Annotated in this window: 23 protein-coding genes and 2 pseudogenes; 9 read left to right on the forward strand and 16 right to left on the reverse strand. The window is 69.6% G+C overall.

Annotation, left to right across the window (positions count from 1 at the left end; genetic code table 11):
• The first annotated feature begins 205 nt into the window (after nucleotides 1–205).
• The 3 genes and pseudogenes from BL253_RS18905 to BL253_RS18910 all read left to right on the forward strand — a co-directional run bounded on the left by BL253_RS18905 (nucleotide 206) and on the right by BL253_RS18910 (nucleotide 2,175).
• Complete coding sequence (locus BL253_RS18905; RefSeq protein ID WP_076818437.1) at nucleotides 206–1,231, forward strand: terpene synthase family protein; 1,026 nt, start codon at nucleotides 206–208, stop codon at nucleotides 1,229–1,231.
• Between the two features lie 44 nt (nucleotides 1,232–1,275).
• Nucleotides 1,276–1,377, forward strand: a pseudogene (locus BL253_RS41180) (IS6 family transposase); the annotation flags it as partial.
• Between the two features lie 165 nt (nucleotides 1,378–1,542).
• A complete protein-coding gene (locus BL253_RS18910) occupies nucleotides 1,543–2,175 on the forward strand; it encodes a carbonic anhydrase (RefSeq protein ID WP_076818438.1) in 633 nt (210 codons plus the stop codon).
• Between the two features lie 151 nt (nucleotides 2,176–2,326).
• Here BL253_RS18910 and BL253_RS18915 read toward each other — a convergent pair whose 3' ends face one another.
• From BL253_RS18915 to BL253_RS18925, 4 genes are all read right to left on the reverse strand, one after another.
• Nucleotides 2,327–3,229 (reverse strand): phosphotransferase, encoded by a 903-nt coding sequence (locus BL253_RS18915; protein WP_076818439.1) that lies wholly within the window; start codon nucleotides 3,227–3,229, stop codon nucleotides 2,327–2,329.
• A 55-nt stretch (nucleotides 3,230–3,284) separates the two neighbouring features.
• Entirely contained in the window at nucleotides 3,285–4,499 is a 1,215-nt protein-coding gene (locus BL253_RS18920; RefSeq protein WP_241834926.1) for an ATP-binding protein, read from the reverse strand.
• Entirely contained in the window at nucleotides 4,469–4,837 is a 369-nt protein-coding gene (locus tag BL253_RS45850; protein ID WP_241834927.1) for a hypothetical protein, read from the reverse strand. Before BL253_RS45850 ends, BL253_RS18920 begins: the two co-directional genes overlap by 31 nt.
• A gap of 254 nt (nucleotides 4,838–5,091) precedes the next feature.
• Nucleotides 5,092–5,868 carry a DUF308 domain-containing protein gene (locus tag BL253_RS18925; protein WP_076818440.1) on the reverse strand — a complete coding sequence of 259 codons (777 nt, stop codon included), beginning with the start codon at nucleotides 5,866–5,868 and terminating at the stop codon, nucleotides 5,092–5,094.
• Between the two features lie 199 nt (nucleotides 5,869–6,067).
• Here BL253_RS18925 and BL253_RS43845 point away from each other — a divergent pair, with 199 nt between their 5' ends.
• Nucleotides 6,068–6,448: a CBS domain-containing protein gene (locus BL253_RS43845; RefSeq protein WP_076818441.1), complete on the forward strand. Its 381-nt coding sequence runs from the start codon at nucleotides 6,068–6,070 to the stop codon at nucleotides 6,446–6,448.
• Nucleotides 6,449–6,816: 368 nt separating this feature from the next.
• Here BL253_RS43845 and BL253_RS18935 read toward each other — a convergent pair whose 3' ends face one another.
• The 3 genes from BL253_RS18935 to BL253_RS18945 form a co-directional block, all read right to left on the reverse strand.
• On the reverse strand, nucleotides 6,817–7,281 hold the full coding sequence (locus tag BL253_RS18935; RefSeq protein WP_076818442.1) for an SsgA family sporulation/cell division regulator: 465 nt from the start codon (nucleotides 7,279–7,281) through the stop codon (nucleotides 6,817–6,819).
• A 66-nt stretch (nucleotides 7,282–7,347) separates the two neighbouring features.
• Entirely contained in the window at nucleotides 7,348–9,783 is a 2,436-nt protein-coding gene (locus tag BL253_RS18940) for a phosphoketolase family protein (protein WP_241834929.1), read from the reverse strand.
• Nucleotides 9,784–9,945: 162 nt separating this feature from the next.
• Nucleotides 9,946–12,627 (reverse strand): bifunctional acetate--CoA ligase family protein/GNAT family N-acetyltransferase, encoded by a 2,682-nt coding sequence (locus BL253_RS18945; RefSeq protein ID WP_076818443.1) that lies wholly within the window; start codon nucleotides 12,625–12,627, stop codon nucleotides 9,946–9,948.
• Between the two features lie 301 nt (nucleotides 12,628–12,928).
• Between BL253_RS18945 and BL253_RS18950 the strand changes: the two genes are divergently transcribed.
• On the forward strand, nucleotides 12,929–14,227 hold the full coding sequence (locus BL253_RS18950; protein WP_081438451.1) for a sensor domain-containing phosphodiesterase: 1,299 nt from the start codon (nucleotides 12,929–12,931) through the stop codon (nucleotides 14,225–14,227).
• Between the two features lie 117 nt (nucleotides 14,228–14,344).
• Here BL253_RS18950 and BL253_RS18955 read toward each other — a convergent pair whose 3' ends face one another.
• Both BL253_RS18955 and BL253_RS18960 read right to left on the reverse strand, forming a co-directional pair.
• Nucleotides 14,345–15,304, reverse strand: a complete 960-nt coding sequence (locus BL253_RS18955; protein WP_076818444.1) for a universal stress protein — start codon at nucleotides 15,302–15,304, stop codon at nucleotides 14,345–14,347.
• A 243-nt stretch (nucleotides 15,305–15,547) separates the two neighbouring features.
• Nucleotides 15,548–16,129, reverse strand: coding sequence for a flavodoxin family protein (locus tag BL253_RS18960; RefSeq protein WP_076818445.1), 582 nt, complete (start codon nucleotides 16,127–16,129; stop codon nucleotides 15,548–15,550).
• A 919-nt stretch (nucleotides 16,130–17,048) separates the two neighbouring features.
• On the opposite strand from BL253_RS18960, the gene BL253_RS18965 reads away from it, so the two are divergent.
• Entirely contained in the window at nucleotides 17,049–17,582 is a 534-nt protein-coding gene (locus BL253_RS18965) for a DUF2231 domain-containing protein (RefSeq protein WP_076818446.1), read from the forward strand.
• A 121-nt stretch (nucleotides 17,583–17,703) separates the two neighbouring features.
• Here the strand turns inward: BL253_RS18965 and BL253_RS18970 are convergent, their stop codons facing one another.
• From BL253_RS18970 to BL253_RS18995, 6 genes are all read right to left on the reverse strand, one after another.
• On the reverse strand, nucleotides 17,704–19,344 hold the full coding sequence (locus tag BL253_RS18970) for a sensor histidine kinase (RefSeq protein WP_076818447.1): 1,641 nt from the start codon (nucleotides 19,342–19,344) through the stop codon (nucleotides 17,704–17,706).
• 14 nt (nucleotides 19,345–19,358) lie between these two features.
• Nucleotides 19,359–20,111 carry a response regulator transcription factor gene (locus BL253_RS18975; RefSeq protein ID WP_081438461.1) on the reverse strand — a complete coding sequence of 251 codons (753 nt, stop codon included), beginning with the start codon at nucleotides 20,109–20,111 and terminating at the stop codon, nucleotides 19,359–19,361.
• Between the two features lie 269 nt (nucleotides 20,112–20,380).
• A complete protein-coding gene (locus BL253_RS18980; protein WP_076818448.1) occupies nucleotides 20,381–20,719 on the reverse strand; it encodes a hypothetical protein in 339 nt (112 codons plus the stop codon).
• 77 nt (nucleotides 20,720–20,796) lie between these two features.
• Complete coding sequence (locus tag BL253_RS43850) at nucleotides 20,797–21,063, reverse strand: FMN-binding protein (protein WP_241834930.1); 267 nt, start codon at nucleotides 21,061–21,063, stop codon at nucleotides 20,797–20,799.
• Nucleotides 21,064–21,557: 494 nt separating this feature from the next.
• Nucleotides 21,558–23,075: a ferredoxin reductase family protein gene (locus BL253_RS18990; RefSeq protein WP_420801686.1), complete on the reverse strand. Its 1,518-nt coding sequence runs from the start codon at nucleotides 23,073–23,075 to the stop codon at nucleotides 21,558–21,560.
• Nucleotides 23,076–23,171: 96 nt separating this feature from the next.
• The gene (locus BL253_RS18995) at nucleotides 23,172–23,549 is read right to left on the reverse strand and encodes a pyruvate kinase (protein WP_076818450.1); all 378 of its coding nucleotides are present in this window, start codon (nucleotides 23,547–23,549) and stop codon (nucleotides 23,172–23,174) included.
• Nucleotides 23,550–23,686: 137 nt separating this feature from the next.
• On the opposite strand from BL253_RS18995, the gene BL253_RS19000 reads away from it, so the two are divergent.
• Nucleotides 23,687–24,148 carry an SsgA family sporulation/cell division regulator gene (locus tag BL253_RS19000; RefSeq protein ID WP_081438452.1) on the forward strand — a complete coding sequence of 154 codons (462 nt, stop codon included), beginning with the start codon at nucleotides 23,687–23,689 and terminating at the stop codon, nucleotides 24,146–24,148.
• Nucleotides 24,149–24,199: 51 nt separating this feature from the next.
• Nucleotides 24,200–24,604 carry an HPF/RaiA family ribosome-associated protein gene (locus tag BL253_RS19005; RefSeq protein ID WP_131831524.1) on the forward strand — a complete coding sequence of 135 codons (405 nt, stop codon included), beginning with the start codon at nucleotides 24,200–24,202 and terminating at the stop codon, nucleotides 24,602–24,604.
• A 50-nt stretch (nucleotides 24,605–24,654) separates the two neighbouring features.
• On the opposite strand, the gene BL253_RS19010 is transcribed toward BL253_RS19005, so the two are convergent.
• On the reverse strand, nucleotides 24,655–25,308 hold the full coding sequence (locus BL253_RS19010) for a response regulator (protein WP_198946315.1): 654 nt from the start codon (nucleotides 25,306–25,308) through the stop codon (nucleotides 24,655–24,657).
• Nucleotides 25,309–25,535: 227 nt separating this feature from the next.
• Between BL253_RS19010 and BL253_RS45420 the strand changes: the two are divergent.
• Nucleotides 25,536–25,859: pseudogene (locus tag BL253_RS45420) on the forward strand (hypothetical protein); the annotation flags it as partial.

The raw sequence follows: 25,859 nt of genomic DNA on the forward strand, positions 1-25,859 counted from the left end.
CTCATGTCCGGCGAGGCGACGCGGATTGCTATCCGGGCCGTCGTCGCGGGAGGTAACCGTTCAATCAGGACGGTTTTACGTGCCGCCGATGGAGGAACGCTCCTTCTCGCGGAAATCTCACATGGACCAGCCGCGGTGGGCCGCTCTGGGTTACATCTGGTGTGGGGCCGGTGAGCCAGAGGGCGGGCCGGCATGTGGAGGTTCCATGCCTCAGGACGTCGCCTTCGATCTGCCCTTTCCGCTCCGCGTCCACCAGGACATGGAAGGCACCCGCACCCGCAACCTCGACTGGGTCCGCCGCCACGGGCTGGTGGGCGGCGAACGGTCGGTGGACTGGTACACCTCATGGGACATGCCCCGGCTCGCCGCCTACGGCTTCCCCGACGCCACCGGCCCGGGGCTGGATCTGTGCACCGACACCATGGCGTTCTTCTTCGTCTTCGACGACCAGCTCGACGGCCCCCTGGGTTGGGCGYCGGGCCGCGTCGCCCGGGTGTGCCAGGGCCTGATCGACATCGTTCACGGCACCGGGCCTCGCCCCGGCGGCGACCCGTGCTCGGCCGCGTTCGCTGACCTGTGGCGGCGCAGCATCGAGGGTGCCTCTCCCGGCTGGACAGCCCGAGTCTCCGGCGAGTGGGAGTACTACTTCGCCGCCCACGCCCACGAGGCGCTCAACCGGCGCCGTGGGGTGCCGGCCGACCTGGAGCAGTACCTCCAGGTCCGCCGGGGCGTCGCCGGGACAGCACTGCCGCTGTCGCTGGGGGAACACGCGGCGGCTCTTACTCTGCCTCCGGCCGTGTTCCACAGCCCGCAGCTGAGAATCATGCGGGAGATCGCCATCGACATCACGCTGATGTGCAACGACGTGTACTCCCTGGAGAAGGAGGAAGCGCGCGGGGACATGGACAACCTCGTCCTGGTTCTCGAACACACCCAGCACCGCACGCGCGAGGAGGCCGTCGCCGCGGCGCAAGGGGAAGTCCACCGACGCTGCACCCGCTTCCAGGAGCTGGCCCGCGACGTCCCAGCCATGTGCACCCATCTCGCGCTCCCCGCCACGCAGCGCGCCACCGTCACCACCTATCTCGACGTCCTGACCGCCTGGATCCGCGGCTATCACGCGTGGGAAACCGAGACCCTGCGCTACACCACCGCGCTGGAGGTCCTCCCCCGGTCCGGCCCCGGCTACTTCGAGAACGTCCTGGAAGAGCCGGGCGCTACTGATTCGTGAAGGCCGCGAAAGCCTCACTCACTCTGTGCGACCTCGTCGCGACGCTGGTCCAGAACATCCGCCGCGGTCATTTCGAACTCGCCAGCGACGCTGGTTTACCGCCGCGGCTGTCGGTCGCCTTCACCGAGCTCGCCCACGCCGTCTGATCACCAGGCCGGCGGCGGCTCCGCACGCCCCGACTCCGCCGACGGCAGCGCCTCCAGCAGCCGATCCGCGTGCGGCGGTCGTCCGCCCGGCTCAGTCGCTGTGACCTTTGCGTCCTCACTCCAAACTGGAAAACGACTCGTCGCAGGTCAGGTAGGTTGCTGCGCATGCCCGACCTCGCACCGGCCTCGCCCGCCGACGCGTATGCGGCCCTGCTGGAGGGCAATGCGCGGTTTGTACATGGAGAGCGGCTTCATCCCAATCAGGACGCGGACCGTCGATCAGCGGTGGTGCCGCGGCAGCGTCCGTTCGCGGTGCTGTTCGGGTGTTCCGACTCCAGGCTCGCCGCCGAGATCATCTTTGACCGGGGGCTGGGCGACCTGTTCGTGGTCCGTACCGCTGGCCATGTCGCGGGACCCGAGGTGCTGGGCAGCATCGAGTACGGCGTCCACGTGCTGGAGGCGCCACTGGTCGTCGTCCTTGGTCATGACCTGTGTGGCGCCGTGACCGCCGCATCCGAGGCTGACCGCGACGGGGTGGCGCCGGCTGGCTATATCGGAGACGTGGTGGAGCGGGTCATGCCCAGCATCCTGTGGGCACGCGCGGCAGGATGYACTGACATCGACCAGTTCGTCCAGGCCCACATTCGCCGGACGGTCGACGGGCTGGTGGGACGGTCGGCCCTGCTGGCGACCGAGGTCGCGGCGGGCCGGTGCGCGATCGTCGGGCTGTCCTATCGCCTGGCAGACGGCACCGTCAGCGTCGTGTCCAGCAAAGGGTCTCTCCCCGAGGGGGTCTAGCGATCCACACGAGCGCCCCGCTTCGCGCCGACGATCGAGCGCTGGGCCGACGGGAGCGGTGTCCGCTGGCCGCGCCCGGGGCAGACCAGACAGCCTTGGACGCTGTGAACAGGGCCTGACCAGCCAGGCTCTCTGACCGCCCAGTCCCGCCTCACAGGCCCTGGGAGGTCGGAAGGCCGCGGAGGACGACGTCGTCGGCCAGCCGCCGCAACGCCTGGTAGCGGTCGGCCAGCTGCGGGAAGGTCGCCGCGGCCTCGCGGTGGTTGCGCAGTTCCCGCAGCAGCAGCGAGGCGATGTTGAACCGGAAGGCCGCCTGGCCGGCGGCGTGGGCGACGTGGGCGACGACGCGGGCCTGGGCGGCCGGCTGGTCCATGAGCGTGAGCCAGAGCAGGGCATGGTCGTAGCCGGGCAGGCGCATCCCGGCGTACTCCCAGTCCACCAGCGCGACCTCGGTGCCGGTGACCAGCACGTTGGTCAACAGCAGGTCACCGTGGCAGAAGACAGCCGGGGTCGCGGCGAAGGTACCCGCCCACGCCCGCATGGCGGCCAAGGCGCCGAGGTCGGCGGCGACGGCCAGATCGCTGGCCGCCAGCACAGACCGGCGGGGATCGCCGGCGAAGCGGGTCCGACCGGGCCAGGTCGCCAGCGCGTCGGCGGCGGCGAGCACCGCGTCAAGGGTCGGCAACGCGACCGCGCAAGGGTAGCGGGCGGCGGCGACCGGGCGGCCGGGAAGGCGTTGCACCAGCAGCAGACCGGGCACGGGCGGGGCCAGCAACCGGGGCACGCGCACCGGCGGCGGGTCGGCGGCGAACCGCTGGTAGGTACGCGCCTCGATGTCATGGTGACGCCGCCACACCGGCTCGGCGGCGGTGAGAACCTTCAACACGGCTTCGGTGCCCTGGTAGTCGCCGGCCACCAGCACGGCCTTGCAGGTGGCGTGCAGCAACCCGCGTAGGACCAGCGCGGGATAGTGGGCGCGGGCGCGGCCCAGCGCCTCGTCGGAGACGGCCGACGGCAGCCAGTCGGGGCGGTCGGGGCTGYGGGTCACGGTCACCGGTCTGCCCACCTTCGCCGGTCCCGGAACGGCGACGACGTGTCGGCGACCGCGTTCAGGCCCGCAGGACGGTGACCGTACGGCCGGTTGGGGTGGTGGCGGTGTCGAACTGGGTGCGATCGCTGAGGTCGGGGGCGCCCGGGCGGCGGTCGAAGATGATGAGGGTGCCGGTGTCGAGGCCGAGGCGGTCGAGGTAGCCGTCGAGCTGGGTCAGGCCCTGGCGTAGCGGGTCGGCCTTGTAGGGGTGCCAAACCTTGAGTTCGAGGGCTTCGCGCTGCCAGTGGCGTTTGCCGTGTTGGTCGGTGTAGGGCCGGCGGATGAGCAGGTCGATCCTTCCGCGGCCGACGCCGTATTCTCGGTCCACGTAGCCGCCGCCGTTCACGACGCGCTGGAGGAATCCCATGAGGACGAGCTGTGGGGCGACCTCGTGGTAGTGCTCGGTTGTGGTGAGTACGTCGCCGTGCTCGATCCAGAACTCGGCGAACTCGCGTAGGAGCAGTGCGACGTCGAGACGGCCGTCCGGCAGGATGAAGCTGCGGGGGTCGGCGACGACGTTGGCTTCGACCTGTGTGGTCAGAACACGGACGATGACTTCGCGGTAGATGGGGTTGGCGATCCGGACCGGGTTGTCTGTGGCGATCAGGCCGAGGTCTCGGGTGTAGGCGAGGTCGTCGTCGTAGGGGTCGAGCGCGACGAGGTCGCCGGCGAGCAGGGGCTGCACGATCCGGCGGACCCGTGGTTCGGCCAGCCGTGCCGCCAGTGAGTCCAGGTGTGTCGCCCGGGCGAGGACCAGGCGCTCCTTCGCCTGTTCGACGTCGTCGACCGTGATCGGCACCGTGGCGGGCACTGCCAGTTTCACCACGATCTCGCGGGCCAGGGCGTTGACCAGCCAGGGCTGACCCGCGGTCAGCTCGAACGCCCGGGCCACGGCGGTCGGGGTGAACTCCTGGCCGGTGTCGGCGGTGTGCTGTCCGTACAGGTCGGCGACCTCGTTGGCGGTGAAGTCTCCCAGCCGCAGCGACTCCAGCTTGATGTTGAACGGGCTGGACGTTCCCAACCGCGACGGGTCGCCGCCGGAAGCCGCTTCCGGGGACCCGCGGGATCGCGAAGCGATCTCGTGGGAGTGGCAGTCGCGGACGTCGCGGAGGCCGCAGAGGGCGATGGAGGCGGGAAAGCTGGTGGGGCGGTCGCGGTAGCCGTCCCGGAGCTGGCTGAGGACACTGATCAGGCTCTGCCCGCTCAGCGCGTCGATCTCGTCGAAGAACAGCACCAGAGGCCGGGGCAGGCCCGTGCCCAGGCCGACAGGCCCGCGGCGAGCAGGGTGCCCTCGGAGGCCTCTGGCCATGGCGGTGGGCGTAGGTCCCGCGGCAGAGCCGTGTCCGCGGCCGCACGGATCCGGGACAGGATGTCGCGGGTCGCCGCGCCGTAGTCGTCGCGGGCGGCCCGCCCCGCCTCGCAGGAGAACAGCAACGCCGCGTGGCGGCCCTTGGCGGTCAGTTCCTCGGCCAGCGCGGTCAGCGTCGTTGTCTTGCCGGTCTGCCGCGGCGCGTGGACGACGAAGTAGCCTTCCTGCTCCACCAGCTCGGGGACCTCCGGCAGCCGAGACACCGCCGGAATCATGTAGTCGGCCCCGGCCCGGCAGGGACCAGCGGTCTGGAACCGGCGAGCCATCGATCGTCACGCTCCACACGCCAGGCGGCATAGATCACGCTGCACGCACAACCCTACGCATCCGCCATGCACCGCTCGTGATCTCTCTGGCCGGGACGTCGGGTCGCGGGACGGTCAGGCGCGCAGCGTCACAGTGGCGTCAGTGGCGTCAGTGGCGTCAGTGGCGTCATGTCTGGCGGCTGGCCACCAGATCATGGGTTGGGTCGTCGATTGCCCAGGCGCGTGTCGGCCTTGGCATCGATGTCGGGCCGCTTGGCCTCGGTGGCGRCCCGGGTGCCGAACCCGCTGGCGGGCATGGCGTCGGCGTCGCCCGTCTCGTGTCGCGGCCGGGCGCGGCTGTCGTCACCGCGCAGCTCTGGACGGGCCTCGCCGACGGTGTGGAACGCGTCCATGAAGCGGGAGAGGCCGGTGGCGAGGGCGGCGAGCGCGAGCCACAACACCAGCAGGTTGCGGGACTGGCTCGAGTAGCCGACCGCCCAGAAGGCGACACCGATCGAGAAGGCCCCGATGACGAGCGGTGCCCACCACGGCGCACGGCCAGGCAGTCCACCGGACTCGGTCGCGAAGCCGGGGCTGGTGCGGCCACCACGGCGGCGCACCAGGGCGGTCGCCAGGTCGGCTATGCCCTTGGCCAACAGGTACCAGGCGAGGATGCGGGCGATGACTCGGAAGGTCGGGCTCGGCCAGGCCAGGGCGACGATGCCGGCCGCGATGAACACGACGGCCAGCATGGCGCGCACGGGGCGCCATTCGCGGCCCGCGGTTGTCGCTGTGGCCAGTTCACTGCCGGCGCTCGCCAGCAGGAGCAGGCCGAGCAGCACGGCGATCGACGTGGGCGCACGCAGGTCGAGCTGGGGGATCGCGAGAGCGAAAATCATCCAGCCGATGCCCAGCGCGAGCAGCGCGGGGCCCGCTTTCGCGAGCAGACCACCGCCGTGCTCGCGAGACCCGACGGTTGAGGTGGTCATCACATGATCTCCCTTCGAAGGGAAGGGCGCAGCGGACGCCGGGTCACGGTCACGCCCGGGCCGTCTCGCATCCGGACGGACCGCCTTATAACGGGACGCCGGCGGCTGATTGCACGCTGTCGGTCTGCCCGGTCTGCCGCGGGCATACTCGGGGCTATCGCCGCTGGCCGGACGACGACGTCCTGCTGGCCCGGAGCTGATGATCCAGGCAGGCATTCGCCACCTGCCAGTCGTAGACGGCACTCGGCTCGTCGGAATGATCGACGATCGTCGGCTGGCCGGCGAGTATGTGGCCGGACCGCTCACCGCCAAGCCCCGGACCGTCCGCGATCTCGTCGAGCATCCACCCCTCCGCGCGCGCAGAGACACCTCCCTGCGCGACGCCGCGGCACGGATGGCGGCCGATCGGGCCGACGCCGTCTGCGTGACGACTCCGACCGACGACTTGATCGGCATCGCGACGACCAGCGATCTGGTCCACGCCCTCGCCGGTAGGCCGCTTGCACACGGGGACGCCAACGACGCGCCGGTGACTCCCCTGCTCTTCCGGCTCACCCCGGTCCTTCCGACCGCGGACTGAACTCCGCTCGGTTCATCAACTACGGGTTGGGCTCTTCGCTATGCGCTTGGGAGGTGAAAGGGCATTCGGTAGGTCGTGCTTGTTGAATGTGATCCATTGGCCCGGTCAAGGTCGGCCGCCTATGGCCACTCCGGCCGGGTCATAGCCTGCRCATAGGCGGTGACTGCCACGGGCAAGGTCGGGAAGATACGGTCCGCGCCGATCCGGCCAGCCACACCATGTGCGACAAGCTCGTCGAGCAACTCCCGTTTGACCCGGGCAAGCGCGACGACGACGCCTCGGCCGGCGAGTTCTTAGCGCAGATTCTCCAAGACGTCCAGGCCAGTGATGTCGACCTCGATGTTCTCCTCCATGTTGAGGGCGCGGCGTTATCTGTCCGGCGAACCATCCCGTGTAGGCTTCTGCGGCCCCAGCAGTGATTCGAACTCGGACCCCCAGTCGATCAGACTGGCCTCCATCTCGGCCGGGACCGCGGCGTACGTCTGGCGTAAGAACGTCCCGACCCTGCGCGACGGGAGTTCCAACTCCGCCTGACCTTCTGGACCCGTCAGCGATATCGTCAAGGCCCACTTTCTATCGCCTTGGGAGGGTCCGATCCGCACGTCGCCGACACCAGCCGGTTGATGGCCACCCGCCGCGAGCAGATCGCGCGCGAACGTCCACTCGACCATCTGGTCACCTACCATGCGAACGACAAGCGTTATCGCGATCGGGTCAGTGGGATCAAAGCGCAGGAGGCCGGTCAGCGGCACTCGCTCCCCGTTGCCCATGACTTGGCCGATGGGCATGTTACCGACAATGCTGTTTTTTTCAGACGACCAGCGGTCTGACATCTCGSCCCCCTTCTCCTCGGTCCGGGCGTCCGACGTGGTGACGGCGGTGACCCGTGGTGCGGGCCGTCACCCTCCGTCCGGCCACGTCCAGTTCTGGACCTCGGGAAGGTCCTCGAAGTGTTCGGCGACGTAGGCCTCGTGGCGGGTGAGCTGGGTTTCGCAGTGGCTCACCAGCCGGTCGGCGCCGGGGTGGGTGGTGCGGGCGAACTCCACGGCGAGGCGGGCCAGGTGGTAGCGGCTGACCCCGTTGCGGAYGACCATGTCGAATGGCGTGGTCGTGGTGCCTTGCTCCATGAAGCCGCGGACGTGGAACCGCTGCGGGTTCTTGCGGCCGTGGAGAAGCTGATGAACGGCCCGGCTGTAGCCGTGGAACGCGACCACGACGTCGGTCTCGTCGGTGAACAGGGCGCGGAACATCGGCGTGGAGAACCCGTGTGGATGCAGGTCGGGCCGCGGCAGCGCCATCAGGTCGACGACGTTGACGAACCGGACCGCGAGGCTCGGCACGAACCGGCGCAGCAGATCTGCCGCCGCCAGAGCCTCCATCGTAGGGACATCCCCGATCCCCACGATCACCACGTCCGGGTCGCGGCCAGCCCGTGCCTCGGTCCCGGCCCAGTCCCAGACCGACCCGCCCCGTGCGCAGTGCTCTTCGGCCTCATCGGCCGACAGGTACTGCAGATGAGGCTGCTTGTCCGCCACGATCAGGTTGACGTGGTCGCGGCTGCGCAGGCAGTGGTCGGAGACCGACAGCAGGCAGTTCGCGTCCGGCGGCAGCCAGATCCGCGCCACGCCCGGGGACAGCGGCACGACCGTGTCGATCAACCCCGGGCCCTGGTGGGAGAAGCCGTTGTGATCGTTGCGCCAGCAGGTGCTGGTGAGCAGGACGTTCAGGCTCGGCACCGACGCCCGCYAGGCTAGTTTCGATGCTTCCTGCAGCCACTTCGTGTGCTGGACCAGCATCGACGCGGACACCATGGCGAACGCCTCGTAGGTGGCGAACAGGCCGTGGCGGCCGGTGAGGGTGTAACCCTCCAGCCAGCCCTCGCACAGGTGCTCCGAGAGGACCTCCATCACCCGGCCCTCCGGGGAGACCCGGTCATCGAGCGGGTCCGCCGGAGCCACCAGGCAGCGGTCGCTGACATCCAGGATCGCCCCCAGGCGGTTGCTGGACAGTTCGTCGGGACTGAACACCCGAAACGTCGTCGGGTTGTCCCGGTAGACCTCCGCGAGCAGCTCCCCGAGTGGCCGGGTCGTCTCGTGGAACGTGACACCGCGGCGCTCCGGGCCGACGTCGAGCGCGTGGTCGCGCCAGTCGGGAAGTTCCAGGTCGGTCGTGCGCCGGCCGCCGTTGGCGTAGCTCGTCGCGCCGAGGCGCTTGTCGCCGGTCGGTGCGAGTGCGGCGAGGTCCGCCGCGAACCTGCCCTCGGCGTCGAACAGCCGCTCCGGCTGGTACGACCGCAGCCACGCCTCGAGCTGGGTCAGATGCGCCAGGTTGTCCCGCACGCCCGCGAGCGGTACCTGATGTGCCCGGAATGTGCCCTCGACCCGTACTCCGTCGACCTCCCGCGGGCCGGTCCATCCCTTCGGCGTCCGGAGCACGATCATCGGCCAGCGCGGCGGGTCGGTCACCACGGCGCCCTCCTGCCGGGCCGCGCGCTGGATGTCGCGGATGCTCTGGTGGGCCTGGGCGAGCGCGGCCGCGAAGTCCCGGTGCACCTGCCGGACGTCACTCCCTTCGACCCACAGCACCTCATAGCCGTGCCCGTCGAACAGCGCCGTGACCTGCTCGCGGCTGCGCCGCCCGAGCACCGTCGGATTCGCGATCTTGTATTGGTTGAGGTTCAGGATCGGCAGGACCGCGCCGTCCCGGCCCGGGTGCAGGAAGCTGATGCCCTTCCAGCTGCCCTCCAACGGCCCGGTCTCGGCCTCACCGTCGCCGACGACCGCGGCGACCAGCAGATCCGGGTGATCGAACGCGGCGCCGAAAGCGTGGACGAGGGCGTAGCCYAGCTCTCCACCCTCGTGAATGGAACCGGGCGTCGGGACACTGACGTGACTGGGAATGCCGCCCGGCGTGGAGAACTGCCGCACCAGCCGGGTGAGCCCCGCGACGTCACGGGACACCGTCGGATAGACCTCCGAATAGGTCCCTTCCAGGTAGGTGTTCGCCACCAGGGCCGGGCCGCCGTGCCCGGGGCCCGCGACGTAGAGCACGTCCTGGCCGGTCTCGACCACAAGCCGGTTCAGGTGCGCATAGACCAGGTTCAACGCMGGCGACGTGCCCCAGTGCCCCAGCAGCCGCGGCTTGATGTCCTCGACCCGCAGGTCGCGGCGCAGTAGCGGGTTGTCTCGCAGGTAGATCTGTGCGGCGGTCAGGTAGTTCGCCGCGTCCCAGTAGGCGATCAATCGGTCCAGGGCCGTGTCGTCGATCTTCACGCCGAGGCCGCTGGTGACATCACCCGCGGCCGTGGGTGAGGGATCGGACGTCAGAAACTCCACAGACACTCCAGTCAGAAAGGATGTCTCGGGCATCGGGATTCACACCCCGCGACACGCTCTTTGCCTGCCGTGCGCGCGGCCAACGCCGCCGAGAACCGCGACATTGTGCGCGGCGGCTGGCCGTGTGCGGGGTTTTGCCGGCCGAGTGCGGCGGGTGTTGGGTTAGCGAAGTCGCCGCAGGGTGGGGTCGGTCGCGTCGGGTGCGGGCGCGACGCGGATCTTGACGTCGACGGCGACCGCTCCGTGGGCGGTGACGATGAGCGGGTTGATGTCCATCTCGCGGATCTGGGGGATGTCGTCGGCGAGGCGGGCGACGCGTAGCAGCACATCCTCGACGGCCGCCTGGTCGCCGGCCGGAGCGCCGCGGAAGCCGCCGAGGACCCGGCTGGCCCCGCGGGGTTCCCGGACCAGCTCCGCGGCGTCGACGTCGGTCAGCGGGAGGAGCCGGTAGGCCCGGTCGGCGAGCAGGTCGGTGAACACGCCGCCGAGACCGAACGCGACGAGCGGCCCGAAGGCCGGGTCCTGCACGACGCCGACCAGCGTCTCCGTCCCTGTCTCGGCGGTCGGCGAGAGGAGCGCGCCGCCCATCTCGGCGCCGAGCAGCCCGGCCATCCTGGTGTACGCCGCCGCGGCGGCGGCCGGGGTGGTGAGCCCGAGGGCGACTCCGCCCCGGTCGCTCTTGTGCACCAGATCCGGGTTGCCGGCCTTGAGGACCACCGTCCCGCCGATCTGATCGGCGGCGAACGCGGCGGCGGCGGCCGAGTCCACCCGGGTCACCGGCGCGACCGGGATGCCATAGGAGGCAACGAGGTCGACGGCACGCTCCACCGAGAGCCAGCTGCCATCTGGGGCGTTCGTGAGGGTGTCGTCGACAATGGTCCGCGCGCGGTCACGGTCTATCCCGGTCAGCTCGGGGACGGTCCCGACCGGCCGCGCCAGCCAGCTGGCGTGACCGGCGGCCCGGGCGAAGGCGCGGACGGCGTCCTCCGGCACGCTGTACGCGCAGATCGTCCGGTCGGCCGGCTCGAGTGTCGTCACCCGGGCGACCTGGCCCAGCAGCACGGCCAGCACGGATTTGCCGGTGTGCGTGGCAGCCGCGCGCACGGCGGCGGGTAGATCCTCCGGCTCTGTGAGCGGCGTCGGCGCGACGACGGCGAGCAGGCCGTCGACGCCCGGGTCGGCGAGGACGGTACGTAGGGCCTTCTCGAACGCCGGCCCGGACACCGAGGCGATGGTGTCCACCGGCCCGGCGACAGCGGCTCCGGACGGGAGGATCGCGCGAAGCTCGGCCTGGGTGGCGGGCGTGAGCTCCGCGACCGTGAGCCCGGCCGCTTCCGCGGAGTCCGCGGCGAGCACGCACGGGCCGCCGGCGTTGCCGACGATCGCGAGCCGGCCACCAGCGGGCAGCGGCTGGTGCGCAAGCAGGGTCACCGTGTCCAGGAGCTCGCCAAGCCCGTCGACCGCGATCACGCCGGCCTGCCGGAACAGCGCGTCGGCGTGCGTCCGTGACGTCACCGCGGCGGCGGTGTGCGACTGGGCCGCCCGTGAGCCGGCTCCCGAGCCGCCGCCCTTGACCGCCACGACTGGTTTGCCACGGGACACCCGCCGGGCGATCCGGGAGAACTTGCGGGGATTCCCGAAGGACTCCAGGTAGAGGGCGATGACATCGGTTTCCGGGTCCTGCTCTGCCCACAGCAGCAGGTCATTACCGGAGACATCCGCCTTGTTGCCGGTCGACACGAACGTCGACAGACCCAGCCCCAACGCGCTGGCCTGCTCCAGCAGAGCGATTCCCAGGCCACCCGACTGGGAGACCACACCGACCCGGCCCGGCCGTGGCGGCGCGACCGCGAACGTCGCGTTCAGCCGCACCCCAGCCGCTGTGCTGACGATGCCCATGCAGTTGGGTCCGACGATCCGCATCCCGGACGACCGGGCCCTCGCCACCAGCTCCGCCTCACGGACGCGCCCCTCGGTGCCGGCCTCGGCGAACCCCGCCGTCAGCATGACGACGGCGCGTACGCCGACATTCGCGCAGTCGGCGACGACGTCGCCGGCCGCGGCCGCGGGGACCGCCACCACGGCGAGATCGACCGGACCCGGCAGGTCGCGGACGGACGGCACAGCCGCGACGCCGGCCACCTCGGCCGCGTGCGGGTTCACCACGTACACGGGGCCGGGGAAACCGCCGGCGACGATGTTGCGCACGACCTCGTGACCGACGGTGCGAGGCCGCTGCGACGCTCCGACCACCGCCACCGAACGGGGCCGCAGCAGCGCCCGCAGGCTACGCACGTCGGCCTCGCTCTCCCGGCTGTCCTGGGCTGCCAGCAGGCTCTCGGTCGGGGCCACCGGGAACGAGACGTCGACGGTCTCGGCGTCGCGGTGCCGGCGCACCGGGAACCCGGCGTCCGTGAAGACCCGCAGCATCGCCAGGTTCTCCGCGTGGATCTGCGCGACGAAGGTCGTCACCTTGTGGTCACGGGCGAAGGCGGCGAGGTGCTCCAGCAGGAGGGTGCCGACTCCCCGTCCGTGTTGGGCTTCCTCCACGGCGAAGGCGACCTCGGCCCGCGTCGGGTCGGCCAGGCGCTCGTAGCCGGCGACGCCGACGAGTCGGCCACCGATTTCGGCGACCAGTGCGCCGTGTGTCACGTCGGTGGTGTCGATCAGATGGTCGACGTACCGGCCGGCGGCCGACCGGCCGGAGGTGAAAAACCGGAAGTAGTTGCTGCGGTCCGACAGCCGGGCGTGCAGCGCCCGCAGCTCCAGGCCGTCGCCGGCCAAGACTGGACGCAGATGCGCGATCGCGCCGTCACGCAGGACCACGTCGCATTCGGACCACATTCTCGGTCTCCTCTCATCGGTTCCCGCGCTACCGACGGGCGAACGGACTCAGGCCGGCCATCGACATGACCTCGCGGCGCACCACATGGCGCTGTGATTGGCCGATCCGGTCATCTCGAGCGTCCTTCATGACCATGCGGCGGGCAGGATGCCGGCAGCCCAGCCAAGGGGGGACCTCCGACAGGTCTCTGCCCGGACGTCCGGCCTGTGGCGACTCTTCCAAGGCTGGAGTGCTCGTCACGTCGACCCCGAAAATGGCCCCAAGCACGTGGTGTGTTACCTCGCGGACGACGGGTAGCCGATGAACGTGGACGTGGTGTCACGGCGCCGCACGTCGTGTCTAGGGCCCAGGACCGAGGCGGCCGAGCCCTGGGCCGTCCTGGGCGAACTACTCGAGATACTGCGACGCCGGCTACACATGGATCTCGCCTGGCTCGGGCGGCTCGAAGGAGATCTACTCGTCCTCCAGATGGTCAGCGGCGACGCCTCCRCCTTCGGGATGGGCCCGGGTACCAGCGTGCGGCGCGCCGGTTCGCTCTACGCGAAGGTCCTGTCCGGGGACCTCCCGTCGCTGCTCCCCGACCTCCCGGCGGATCCGCGTACCTCCCATGTACCGACGGTGGACGAACTCGGCATCGGCTCGTACGCGGCGACACCTGTCATCGATGTCGAGGGGYGGGTGTACGGCGTGCTCGGCTGTCTGGGCAAGCAGCCATGCCCGTCCCTGCACCAGAGTGACGGCGGATTCCTGCAGTTGCTCGCGTCGTTCCTCACCGAGTTCGTGATCGACCTTCGGCGGATGTGGGATGACCGCACCACTATCTGGCAGCAGATTCGTGAACTGCTCGACCGGGGCGGGCCACGGATGGTGTACCAGCCGGTAGTCGACCTGGCCACCGGGCGGACCGTGGCGGTCGAGGCGCTGGCACGGTTTCCGGACGCCACCCAGGGACCGCACGACCTGTTCGCCGCCGCGGCCCGGGTAGGTCTGGGCGTCGAACTGGAGATGTCGGCCATCCGCAACGCCCTACGAGCGCTGCCGAGCATGCCGTCCGACGTGGTTCTGGCCGTGAACGCGTCACCGACGACGGTCACCGGGGGACTGATCGACATAGTGGTCGAGACCGGGATGCCACAACGCGTGGCCGTCGAGATCACCGAACACGACTACATCGGCGACGATCATGATCTTCTAGTGGCCACCGAGGTACTCCGCGGCCATGGAACGCACATCGCGGTAGACGACGTCGGAAGCTGCTATTCGGGACTGGAGCAGCTCCTCTATCTGCGACCAGAAGTAATCAAAATGGACTACTTCATCACTCATGGCATCGATCTCGACCCGGCCCGCCGCGCGGTAGCCGCCGGGCTCACCAAGGTCGCGGCCGAGATCGGCGGACGGGTCGTGGCCGAGGGCATCGAGTCGRCCGCCGAGTACAAGGCCGTCGTCGCGGCCGCCATCTCCCACGGCCAGGGCAGGGCACTCGGACCCCCCACCATCGACATCGGCGAGGCCTGTCTCGGCCATCGGTTCCCCATCGGCACGGAGGCTGGTGCGCGGGTTCACGACGCCGCGGTGCGAGGTTCCGCACCGCTCTGACGCCGCCAGTGGTTGGCGCTGCCAGGTGCTGGAATCGGCGGACCGGAGCCCGCCCGTCGATGCGTCGCCCACTGTGATCGCGGACGGTCGACCAGCGCCAGCTGTCGGTCAGGACTTTTACGAGGGCAGCCGATGGAGGGTACGGACTACGGCGAGGTCGCTTGTACCGAAAAGAAGGCACTGATGGCTGACGGAGCCGTATGTCAGGCGGGCCATACCGCTGAGGCCGCGGCTACCGAGGACGAGCAACTGCGCGTCCCTTGACGCGCGCAGCAGGGCGCGGATCGCCGGCTCGGACGAGACGATCGGCTCGAGGGTGACGTCAATGTCGTCGTCGAGGCCGAATGTCACGGCGTAGTCGATGATCTCACGCGCGCGCCGGGTCCGTGCGCCCCCCGAGGTGGCGTGTGCGTCCCCGCCCACCGGCTCGTCACAACCCCACGCGTGCACGACCCTGAGCGGTACCCGCCGAACGGCGGCGGCCCGCGCCGCCCAACGCAGCGCGCAGAGCGACGAGTCCGAGCTGTCGACCCCGACGACGACAGGCCGCCGATCACAAGTCAGACACCCGGCGTTCATGTTCCCACCTGTGCCTTCCATGGCCGGGGGGCGGGTGATGACGACCGGGACCGGCGCGTGGTCCGCTAGGCCTTGGCTAATGGATCCAGCGGTGTCGCGGCGCAGCGGCCCAAGGCCACGCTCCCCCACGACGATCACGTCGGCGTCGCGGGCCGCCCTGACGAGCGCCGCGACCGGCTCGTCGTGGACGATCAACTGGCGCAGTTCGACCCCTGGCACGGACGCGCCCACCCGCCTGACCGAGCGCTCCAATGTCTGTGTGCCCATGCGGACGAGCCCGTCATGATCAAAAACCCTCGCCGTGTGCGGCCCGCCGCTGGGCATATGGTCCGCRGTCCACGCCAGCAGCACCGTGACGATCGACTTCTCACGGTGGTCGGTGCCGCTTGGACTTGCGGTGGCTGCCCACAGCGCCGCCTCGCGCAACGCCCAGCGCAGCGCCGTCTCCGAGCTGGAGGAGCCGTCGACCCCGACGAGAATCCTTACCCTGTCGTCCATGATCAACTCCCCTGACCGGTTCCGATGCCAATCCTCGTCATCACGGGTGGATAGTCGATGGAAGTCCCGACAAACGTGGCGAATACAGCGGCCCGCGAACCGCCAGCCAGCTCCGGATTTCCGACGGCATTGATTTCRCCGGCGTCCGCAGGAATCCCTCCGGCACCGCGCTGTACAGCGCCGTGACAGTGGAGGAGAGATTCGGCGCGGCACCCGGCGGCCGACGAGTCGACGGACGCGGCCTCACCCTCCCGCGCCATCGGGCGCGGCGACGGTCTCTCCCGACACCGCGCCACTCGCCGCCTGACGCGTGGCAAGGTCGGCCGCCCACTGGCGAGCCTCGTCACGCTCGCCATCGCGCAGCGGCCCCTGGGTGCCGGTGACGTAGAAGTCGCGGCGGCCAACGATGCGCGCACCGCGCCGACGCAGCAGCCGCGCCGCCTTCGCCGCGGCGGAGCCGGACAGTGGCGAGCGCATTCTCGTGTCGAAAACCGCCATGGCCGGCGATGGCTGGCCGAGGTCCACGGTGGCCAGCCATTCCCGGATCCCGACGCCCTTCGAGATCACGCCCTTCTCGGCGGCGCCGGCTCCGGCGCTGACCGCCGCCTGGTGAGCCGCGTCCCGGCGGGTACTCGGGCGGCTCATGCCCAGGACGTGGGTCGGGCCACCGACGACCACGAGGTCGACATCAGAGGCCAGGGTGGTGGGCGCGGCGCCGACCTCCACCAGCTCGGTGTCCATCCGCTCCGTGAGGCCGGCGGCGACCGCCTCGGCGATCTCCTTGGTGTTGCCGAACATCGATTCGAAGACAACCATCGCGCGCATCGTGCCCGCTCCGTCCTCGCCGCGTCCTACCGCGGCGCGCCCAGTGCCTGTACGTCCAATCGGTGCCGGTCAGGGGCCGGTCCACATGGCGCGTCTTTCATGCTTCTCCGACGGAACAGGGCTGGACAGGTCTCGCCCGCCCTTCCCACACCCGCCGTTCGGCTCCCCACGCCGGGACGAACCGGCCCCACGGTGGTCCGGCCGCGCACGGTTCTGACGACGCCCGCATTCGTAGCGGCCACGCGGCGGCGGCCCGTCCACCAGGCCACGGCGTCCGTCGTTCCGCTRGCTGTCAGGACCGAGCCGGTTCAGCCGGCGACGCGGACGGCGACAGTAGGTCGGATCGCGGCCGCCCGGCGGGCCGGGCCGGTGACCTGCCATCGAAGACCCGACCAACGAAGATGGTGATGATCTTTCCCGTCATGGGCCATTGCAACACACACCGTCAGGCGCCTTCGCAGTGCTGTCGAGCTGTCTGTATGTGCTGTTCGTACGCGGCGTCGGTGACGGACCGCTGCTGTGCAGCGCTGAGGCCGATTCCCGACTTATGCACAGGGATTTCCCAGCCTTCTCCCAGATTTGGCCCGCACGGTGTGCGTCATGGCACGAGGCATCTGCGCCGATCCCGCGGCGAGGACGGACAGCGATCCGGTTGTGGACCGTCACGCGAGGATCGGTTCCATGGGGCCGCGCGGGCTGTCACCGGCCCCGTCGAGGAAACGGCCCGCGGACGCGGACGCCGRCCCTGAGAAGACCCTCAGCTAGGGACGGAGCCTGCGGCTTGACACATGGGAGCGCGTCCGGTGCCATGGCGCGCCGTCCCTCGATCTCGTGCATGACCCCGATCTGTCTGACCGCCCGCGGACTTAGGCCACCAGTAGCACTGGTTGGCCGGTCGCGGCCACAGCCTGGAGACCACGTGCCCTCGACCGTGTTCGGCCTACCTGTCCATATTCTGATCATTCATGCCACGGTGGTGCTGGTGCCACTGGCGGCGCTGGCACTTCTCGTGGCGGCGTTCTGGCCCCGGCTGCGCCGGGCCCTGGGCCCCCTGCCGGCACTCGCCGCCTTGGGCGCGTTGGTCCTCGTGCCCATCACCTCCCACAGTGGCGAGCAGCTGCGAGCCCGGCTCCCGGACAACCCGCTGATCGCCCGGCACGCGGAGCTCGGCGACACGCTGCTGCCCTGGGTCGCCGGACTGTTCGTGGCAGCGCTCCTCCTGCTGTGGAATGACGGCTGGCGGCCGACCGCATGGGCATCACCGGGCCGGGCGATCGCGGCCGCAAGGACCACCCCCGCCCGCCCGGTGGCGCGAGGCACGACCTGGGTGACAGCTCTCGCGTTGGCGTTGGTCCTTGCGACCGCGGTCGGCAGTGTCGTCCAGGTCGTCCGGATCGGGCACAGCGGAGCCAAGGCTGCCTGGTCAGGGGTCGCAACGCCCTCCGCCGGGTAGCTCCGTGCCTCGTCTCGCGGGTCGGGGCCGGGTACCCCGTCCATGAAGGCTGCACCGCCAACGACGCGCGCTCCCACGGCCACGCCCACGCCGTGGCCGTGGCCGTGGGAGCGGCGAACGTTCAGCCGCGAGGGATGGTGAGGCGGAAGGTGGCGCCGCCGCCCGGCGTTGGCTCATGGGCGATGTGGCCGCCGTGGGCGGCGGCGACGGCCGCGACGATGGACAGGCCCAGGCCGGTACCGCCCGCGTCGCGGGACCGGCCTTGGTCCGCGCGGTAGAAGCGTTCGAATACGTGGTCCGCGGCGTTCGCGGGGATGCCGGGGCCGTGGTCGATCACCGAGATCACGACTTCGGACATGCCGGGCGTCGGTGTGACAACTCCGGGTGCCGTGCCTTTTGTTGCCCGGGTGAACGATTCAGTGCGCGCGCCGCCGTTTTGGTTGGAGGCGTAGGTGGATTTCGAGGCGTTTCTTGTAGGGCTAGCGGCGTGGTCCTTCGGGTTGGCTTTCCTCGACGGCGAGCTGGGCTCGACGGTGGAGATGGTGATGGACAGCGGGGTATCCTCGGGGGTGTGCACGAGCGCATTGCGGACAAGGTTGCCGATTGCTTGGCGTAGTCGGCTCGGATCGCCGATGATCTCGAGGAACGGGGGCGTGTCGACCTCGATCTGACGGTTGGGCGCGACGGCCCGGGCGTCCGTGCCGATGTCACGGACCATCGCCGCGACGTCGACCGGCTCACGTTCGGTGGACGGCCCTTGATCTAGCCGCGCCAGCAGCAACAGGTCGTCCACCAGCCCGGACATGCGTGCGGACTCTTCCTCGATACGCCGCATCGCCATTGCCAGATCCTCCGGCCGGCTCGCGGCGCCACGGTGAAACATCTCGGCGTAGCCGCGGATCGAGGTCAGCGGGGTGCGCAGCTCGTGGCTGGCGTCCGCCACGAAACGACGCAGCCGTTGTTCGGACGCCGCTCGCGCTTGGAAACTCGCCTCGATCTGGGTGAGCATCGCGTTGAAAGCCTGGCCCAGTCGTCCGACCTCGGTGCGGCGGTTCGTGTCGGGGACCCGCTTCGTCAGGTCCCCCCAGGCGATCTCGTCCGCCGTGTGCTCGATCCGAGTGAGCGGGCGCAGTCCGACCCTGATGATGAGCAAAGCCAGCATGGCCAGCGTGGCCATCACGACGGAGCTCGCGACGATCTCGATTCTGACGACGCGATCGAGCGTGGCGTCCATGTCGGTGAAGGGAACGGCGACGATGAGGACGTCTCCGCTGTCGTAGCGTTCGGCCAGGACCCGGAAGCGGTCGTCATGGCCGTCCGTTGCCGGAACGGTCCACAGCGGAACCGTGGCCAGGTTGGGACGTTCCTCAGCGGTCGCGAGCTGCCGGACCGTGACGGTCGGCCGCTCGGTCGGTGTCTGCTGGCCGCCGGGGCCAGGGCTGGACTCCAGCAGCAGATGTCCGGCGCTGTCGTACAGCGCGCCGTAGGTACCCACGAGGTAGGAACTGCCGAACCGGGGATTCCGGTCGTCGGCGTCGACGTGATCCTTGGATCCCGCGCCGGGGCCGTGGGAGTCGTTGTCCCCGTAGGGCGTGCCGCGCAACAGCGTCTGCTCCATGACCGGATGCGCGTCGCGTACCTGCTGGTCGAGGCGGCCCATCAGGTAGGACCGCAACGCGACGTGGGTGCCGACAGCCCCCAGRCACAGGCCGACCGCGAGGAGCCCCACCACGGCTAGCAGCAACCGGGCACGCAACGACATGGGGCTGTTCCGGCTCAGCGGGGCAGGCGTAGCACGTAGCCGACTCCACGCACAGTGTGGATCAATGCCGGTTCGGCGTTGTCGACCTTGCGGCGCAGATAGCTGATGTAGGTCTCCAGAACGCCACCGTCCCCGCTGAAGTCATGTCCCCAGACGTGGTCGAGAAGCTGGGCACGTGTGAGCACGGTGCGGGCGTTACTCAGCAGGAACAGCAACAGGCGGTATTCGGTGGCCGTGAGCTCGACGAGCCGGCCCCCGCGGCGGACCTCGCGCGTCCGGGTGTCGAGCTCCAGGTCGGCGAAGCGCAGCGGGGCCGGGTGGCCGTCGCCCGGCACCGCGAAACCGGTGCGTCGCAGGATGGCTCGGACCCGCGCGACCAGCTCGGACACGGCAAACGGCTTGGTCACGTAGTCATCGCCGCCAAGCGTCAGGCCGCGAACCTTGTCCTGGGTCGTGTCCCGTGCCGTCAGGAACAGTGTTGGGACGCCGTGACCGGCGTCGCGCAACCGCTCGCAGACGGCGAACCCGTCGATGTCGGCGAGCATCACGTCCAGGACCAGGAGACTCGGCGGGTCGAGCGCGACCTTGGTCAACGCGGCTTGGCCCGACTGAACCGTGTCGACGTCGAATCCCTCGTACCGCAGCGCCATCGCGACGAGGTCGGTGATCGCTTCCTCGTCGTCGACCACCAGGATCCGCGCTCGCTGGTTCGCCGTGCCCCCGGTCGAGGCCGGGGGCGCTGGTTGATCGCCCGTCAAGGGGTACATCCGTGCCATCACCCATCCAGTGTCGCGTGCGCCCGCGAGAGATTCGCTTACCTGGCCAGACGTGCCGTCCGGCGCTCGGCTCGGCGGTCCCGGTAACCGGCCCTCGCCGACGCCGTGCACGTCCGCTGCGTCGGTGGTCGGTTCTGGCAGGCCACCGCCGGAGGCAGTCGTCCGTTCGGTCCCGGACGCCGCGCGTTCAGGCGTTGGAGAGCGTGCGTCCAGCTTCTCGCGTGTCAGCGAGTTACGCCTGGGGCCACGCCAGAGCCATGTCATGCGCCGCGAGGGGCGAACGAGGCAGYGGGCAGGGCTGTGGCGACGGGCAGGCTGTTCGGAACCAGGAACGGAGCCGGACGCGAGGCGGCCGGGCCGGCGACGGTCCGGCAGTCGCCGAGACTGATCTCGTTACGGCCAAGGCGGGACACCCACGATGCGGGCTTGAATGTGCTGAAGTCGTCGTCCGGCTGGTGCAGCGCGCGGACCACGGACGCAATCGCCACGTCAACGGCCGACCCGACGGTGTCCTGGCCGCGGCCCGCCGGTCCGGCGAGCCCGGACGTGATCATCAGTTCGGTCTGAAGGCGCACGTCGATGCAGACGACGGTCCCCATCACTGGCTCCGGGTGCACCCGGCGTCGTTTGCCCTCGCAGGCAGCGCGCCGCGGGCCTGTTGTGCCGTTGCCCATGGTTAGAGTCCGGCCTTGTCGATCGCTGACTGCACTGACCACGCGTAGCCACTGCTGGTGAATGAGGCACCGGACACGGTGTCGATCTGGGCGCTCTGCGCGGTGAGGACCTCTTGGCGCAGGATGGGCACCGCCTGGTCATTGATCTCGACGTCGCGCCGTTCCTGGTTCGGCAACTGCAGGGCGATGACGTCGGTGATCGTGGTACCGGTGATGACAAGTTTGACCTGCACCGGTCCGTAGCGGGCGTCCTCCACGTCGCCGATCACCGTCCTCGTGCCGGTCGACAGTGGCGGCGAGGCGGAGCCCGACGAACCGCTCGAGGCACCGGAGCCGGCTACGGGCGTGGGAGAGGCGGAGGACGTAGGCGCAGGGGTGGTCGCTGCCGCGGTGGTGCTGGGACCTTCGCTCGCGGTCGGCTGGTCCGCTCCCGCCGTCGCGCCAGGCATGGAGACCGCGGCGACCGCCTGCCCATCGGGTCCTGCCGTAGCTTTGCCCGCGACCACCACGACGACGGTGCCGAGCAGACCGGCAAGCCCAAGCCGAGCCCGATAGGCCTTTCCCGCGTTGAGATTCATCTGAGGTCACGGCCCGCGTCCCGGCCAGCCGAAGCCGGCGCACGGCGCCGCTCACCTCCTTCCAGCAGAGAAGTGGAATCGCCATCGCGCAGGTGGCGGTCCGGGGTGAAAGGAACTCCACCGAGACGCGGCGCGGAGGGCACACCCCGGAACGGGCACGGTCGCCGGACCGCACGGGAGGAGGATCACTGGAACGAAAAATCCTCGGTGTGGATCTGTTCGTCCGGCAGACCCAGCGTCCGTAGCGAACGGACCAGCCCATGGGTCAAGCCAGTCGGTCCACAGATGAAGACATCCCGTTCGATGACATCGGGCACCGACGCCTCGATCAGGTCGGCGGCCAGTGGGTCGTAGCCAAGTTCCTTCCTGGAGCCGACGACGCCGTGCATCAGCAGGCGCTGCTCCTGGCCCATCCGCTCGAGCTCCTGCCGCAGCGCGAGATCCCGGGAGGTACGCACCCGATGGACGACGATGACGTCGTCGCCTCGGGCGACCAGGTCGTCGGCGAGCGCCCGCACCGGCCCGATGCCGCTGCCTCCGGCGATGAGAAGCGCCTTGCCACGGGTCGCCCGCTCGGCGGTGAAGCGTCCGAACGGGCCTTCGGCGACGACGAAGGTACCCGGGCGAAGGCGAGCGATCGCGCCCGAGTGGTCGCCGGCAGCCTTGACGGTGATGCGCAGCTGACCTGGTCGCGGCGGCGCGGACAACGAGTACGGATGGGCGGTGAGCCAGTGCCCGGGCGCGAGGAACCGCCAGAGCAGGAACTGACCCGACCGGACGCCCAGGCGGTCCAGATGCCGGCCGCTGATCCAGACCGACACGACGCCCGGCGCTTCCTGGACCACTCGCTCCACCCGCATCCCAGATCGGGCAATCTTGGCCAGCGGCAGAACGAKCCGCCAGACCACAAGGCAGGTCGCGACAGCCAGGTACATGAACTGCCACACCACACGGTTCGCCGGGTGGCCAACGAACTCCGCACCATTCGCCGTCTGGTGCCCATAGACCAAGAGAACCGAAACGTACACGGTCAGGTGCAATAGATACCAGATCTCGTATGAGATCCGCGGGCGGAGGCGGCGGGCGCTGACCAGTCCGACGGCGACAAAAATCAGGGTGCCTATCGTCGCCTTCCACATCTCCGGGTAGGTGGTGACAACCGTGAACAGCTCGGAGACCGGCTGATGATGGTCACTTAGCCCGTAACCCCAGACGATCAGCAACACGTGAACGACCATCAACACCACGATGTTGGTCCCCAGACCGCGGTGCCAGGCAGCCAGTCGATCCAGCCCGACAGCACGTTCCAGGACCGGGACGCGGGCCATGAGCAACAGTTCGATGAGCATCAGATAGGCCGCGAGCAGCCCACCGACCCGGCCTAGGTCGGTCATCACGGCGGCGGCGCCGTGCACGCTGCCCGCCGATGTGTCCGTCCACCACAACGCGACGACCAGGAGTCCCCAGGCCACGAGTCCAACCCGCACCGCGAGCCGCTCACGCCAGCCCGCTGACCGTCGAGGCACCCACTCCGCCGGCGGTCCGCCGATCCAGCCTCCCCTGGCGGAGCCCAGGACGCGCGACCGCCGAGCCAAGGTGCCCACCGGCGGAACGCTTGTTCCCTGGCCGGGCAGGGTCGGCGGGCCGCCGGCCGACGAAACGCGCACGGACCCAGGCAGTCTCGCGTGGGCTGGGGACGTCATCGTCCCGTCCGGCGGGACCCCTCTGGCGCTCATGCCATCGACGATGGCAATCGAAGCTGGGAGTTGGCTGGGAAAACCCTAGGTACACCCCGGGAATCACCGCGCCGCATCGAGATCGGCGAGGCGGCTTTGCCAGTCCCACCGGCGGTCGCCGCCGTATGCGACATCCTCGGCCTTACCCCCCCGCACGGCGTGCAGGGCATCGATGTCGTCCGGGTACTGGACGAAGGACAGCGACACGATGTCGGCGTGCGCGGCGACGAATGTCAGGTCGGCCCTGTCCTTGGCGGTGAGTGCAGAGACCGGCTGGTCGGTGTCCGGCAGGTTGATGCCCCTACCGCCGCGCAGCCGCGCACCGGCCGGTGGGGTGTCGGTGACGTGAAGGTCCAGCTCGTCGGGACAGGCCGCGGAGACGACGGCGCCGATCTTCCCGTCGTCGAGCCTCGGCGTTGGTCGCGAGCAGGCCGCGGCCACCTAACCGTCCAGGTAGCTACGGGGGGTCCATCCAGCCCACAAAGCCTGACCGTTCGTCCCGGCTCGCCCCCGGGTCAGGCGAGCATATTGATGGGGCAAGCACGACACGGCTCGTGGCTAGGAAGAGGAGGGTCCGGATGCTGCACCATCGGTCGGCCGAAATGAAGGAAATGAGCTGCGATCTGCCCGTCCTCCTCGTCACGAGCAACGGGGAACGGCTGCCCCTGAAAGCCCACCTGAACTACGACCCGGCCGACCCCATCGCGGTGACACTGGTCATCCGGGCGGAGTCAGGCGAGTTCGTCAGATGGACGTTCGCGCGGGCCCTGMTCGCCGCCAACGGTTCGCGTTCGACGAACATCGGTGACGTACGTGTCCAGCCAACCGACGGCCGCAAAGGGCGCGTCATGACGTTGACGTTGACGTGTCCGGAGGGCCGGGCGGAGCTCGAACTGCCGGCGCAGCGGGTCGCGGCTTTCCTGCACCGTACCTACCGAGCCGTGCCGGCCTACGTCGAGGCTGGGCTGATCAACTGGGACGCGGAGTTCGGAGCCCTTCTGGGTTTTGGAGTTCCCAAGCGCGGAGTCGACGACGTGTGAGCTCGGCGCAGCGTGGGAGACGCGGCTGTGAAAACTCGGGAGGAAGTCTTGATGAGTATGTCAAGGGTCGACCGGGAAAGCGTCGCGGTCCTGGTCGCCGGGCCGGTGTCTCAGCCAGAGCGTGACTACGCCGTGGAGGAGGTGAGCGCGCTGACTCGTCTGTGCCGCGAGCCGATCCTGCGCATTCGCGTCAGTCTGGACGCGGGCGGAGGGGCTGGCGCCGTCCCAGCGTCGGTCACCGCGAGCCTGGACGTCAACGGCGGCGCGGTACGGGCACGAGCGGAGGGGACGACGCTGCGCGAGGCGACCGATCTCCTGCAGGCACGGCTCAGGACGAGACTCGTCCGGCAAGAGCATCGTCCTCATCGCGGCGCGTCGGACCGGACGGATCCGTCCTGCCAACCTGCCCGCGAGCGCGGCGATCGGGACCCCGCCGCCGATCTGGCCACCGAGTAGTGGGCGACCGACCGGCGTGGTCGGCCACCCATAGGTCGGTACGGCGCGGCTCAGGGAGCGGGATGTTCCTGTCCAAGGTGTTTGGAAGCCAGGACAGCTGCCTGGGTGCGGCTGGTCAGCCCGAGCTTGTCCAGGATGCTCGACACGTAGTTCTTCACGGTCTTCTCGGACAGGTGGATACGGGTTCCGATCTGACGGTTGGTCAGGCCCTCGGCAACGAGCGCCAGGATCTCGCGTTCCCGAGAGCTCAGCTCCGCCAGGACCGGGTCCTGCTTCGGCCCCTCGCGCAGCCGGGCGAGCACCCGCTGCGTCACCGACGGCGACAGCAACKACTGCCCGGATGCCACCGTCCGGATCGCTCCCACCAGATCGGTACCGCGGATCTCCTTGAGCACGTAACCCGCAGCCCCGGCCATGATCGCGGAGAAGAGAGCGTCGTCGTCATCGAACGACGTCAGGATCAGACAGGCGATACCTGGGTACTGCGACCGGATCTCACGGCAGACATCGATCCCACTGCCATCGGGCAGCCGCCCGTCGAGGATCGCCACAGTCGGTGTCAGGGCAGGTATACGCCGCAGCGCCTCCGCCACGAGCCCGGCCTCCCCCACCACCTCGATGTCGTCATGACGTTCCAACGTCCGCCGCAGACCATCCCGCACGATCTCGTGATCATCGAGGATGAACACCGTAATCTTCTMCACACCGGCGACGATACGCGGCACAACGGGAGCGGAAATCCGTCGGTTGGAATGGCCGCCTCGGGACCTTCGTCATCCGACGTATACGTCCAAAGACAGTTGTGGGCGGGCGAGACAACGTCTCGGGCCTCCGCGGGGGCCCGCCACGGGCGTCATGCCTGTCCACGTGCCTAGTACGGCAGCAACAGTGATCGCTCTGTGGTCTCTACCCAATCGGTCGGCGTGGTGCGATGCGCGACGCGGCCGCTGCGTGTTCTCCGTACTTTGTGAAGAGAATCGAAGAATTCGCAGCGACCGCTTCCGTGAGCATAGCGACGGTGGACGTCGGGGTGTGGGAGGTCGCGTTGGACGAGTTGCTGGCCCGTGTCGCTGCCAGCCTTGGTGGCGAACAACCGCGCAGGCAGGCCGAGGCGTACGCGCGTGGTCTTCTGTCGTCGAAGGAACGGAAGAACGGGTGGACGCTCGCCGAGTACATCCACGACGCCGGTCCACAGAAGACGCAGCGTCTTCTCAACGAGTACTCGTGGAATGAGAACGGGGTTAGGGACGTGATC

It is taken from the genome of Pseudofrankia asymbiotica (assembly GCF_001983105.1).
GTDB classification, from domain to species: domain Bacteria; phylum Actinomycetota; class Actinomycetes; order Frankiales; family Frankiaceae; genus Pseudofrankia; species Pseudofrankia asymbiotica.

Coding starts and splice junctions, on each gene's coding strand:
- BL253_RS18975 (WP_081438461.1), bottom strand. CDS start 20,111: ATGTACCCCTTGACGGGCGATCAACCAGCGCCCCCGGCCTCGACCGGG.
- BL253_RS19005 (WP_131831524.1), top strand. CDS start 24,200: ATGAGTATGTCAAGGGTCGACCGGGAAAGCGTCGCGGTCCTGGTCGCC.
- BL253_RS18945 (WP_076818443.1), bottom strand. CDS start 12,627: ATGTGGTCCGAATGCGACGTGGTCCTGCGTGACGGCGCGATCGCGCAT.
- BL253_RS18935 (WP_076818442.1), bottom strand. CDS start 7,281: ATGTCAGACCGCTGGTCGTCTGAAAAAAACAGCATTGTCGGTAACATG.
- BL253_RS18960 (WP_076818445.1), bottom strand. CDS start 16,129: ATGCGCGCGATGGTTGTCTTCGAATCGATGTTCGGCAACACCAAGGAG.
- BL253_RS43845 (WP_076818441.1), top strand. CDS start 6,068: ATGATCCAGGCAGGCATTCGCCACCTGCCAGTCGTAGACGGCACTCGG.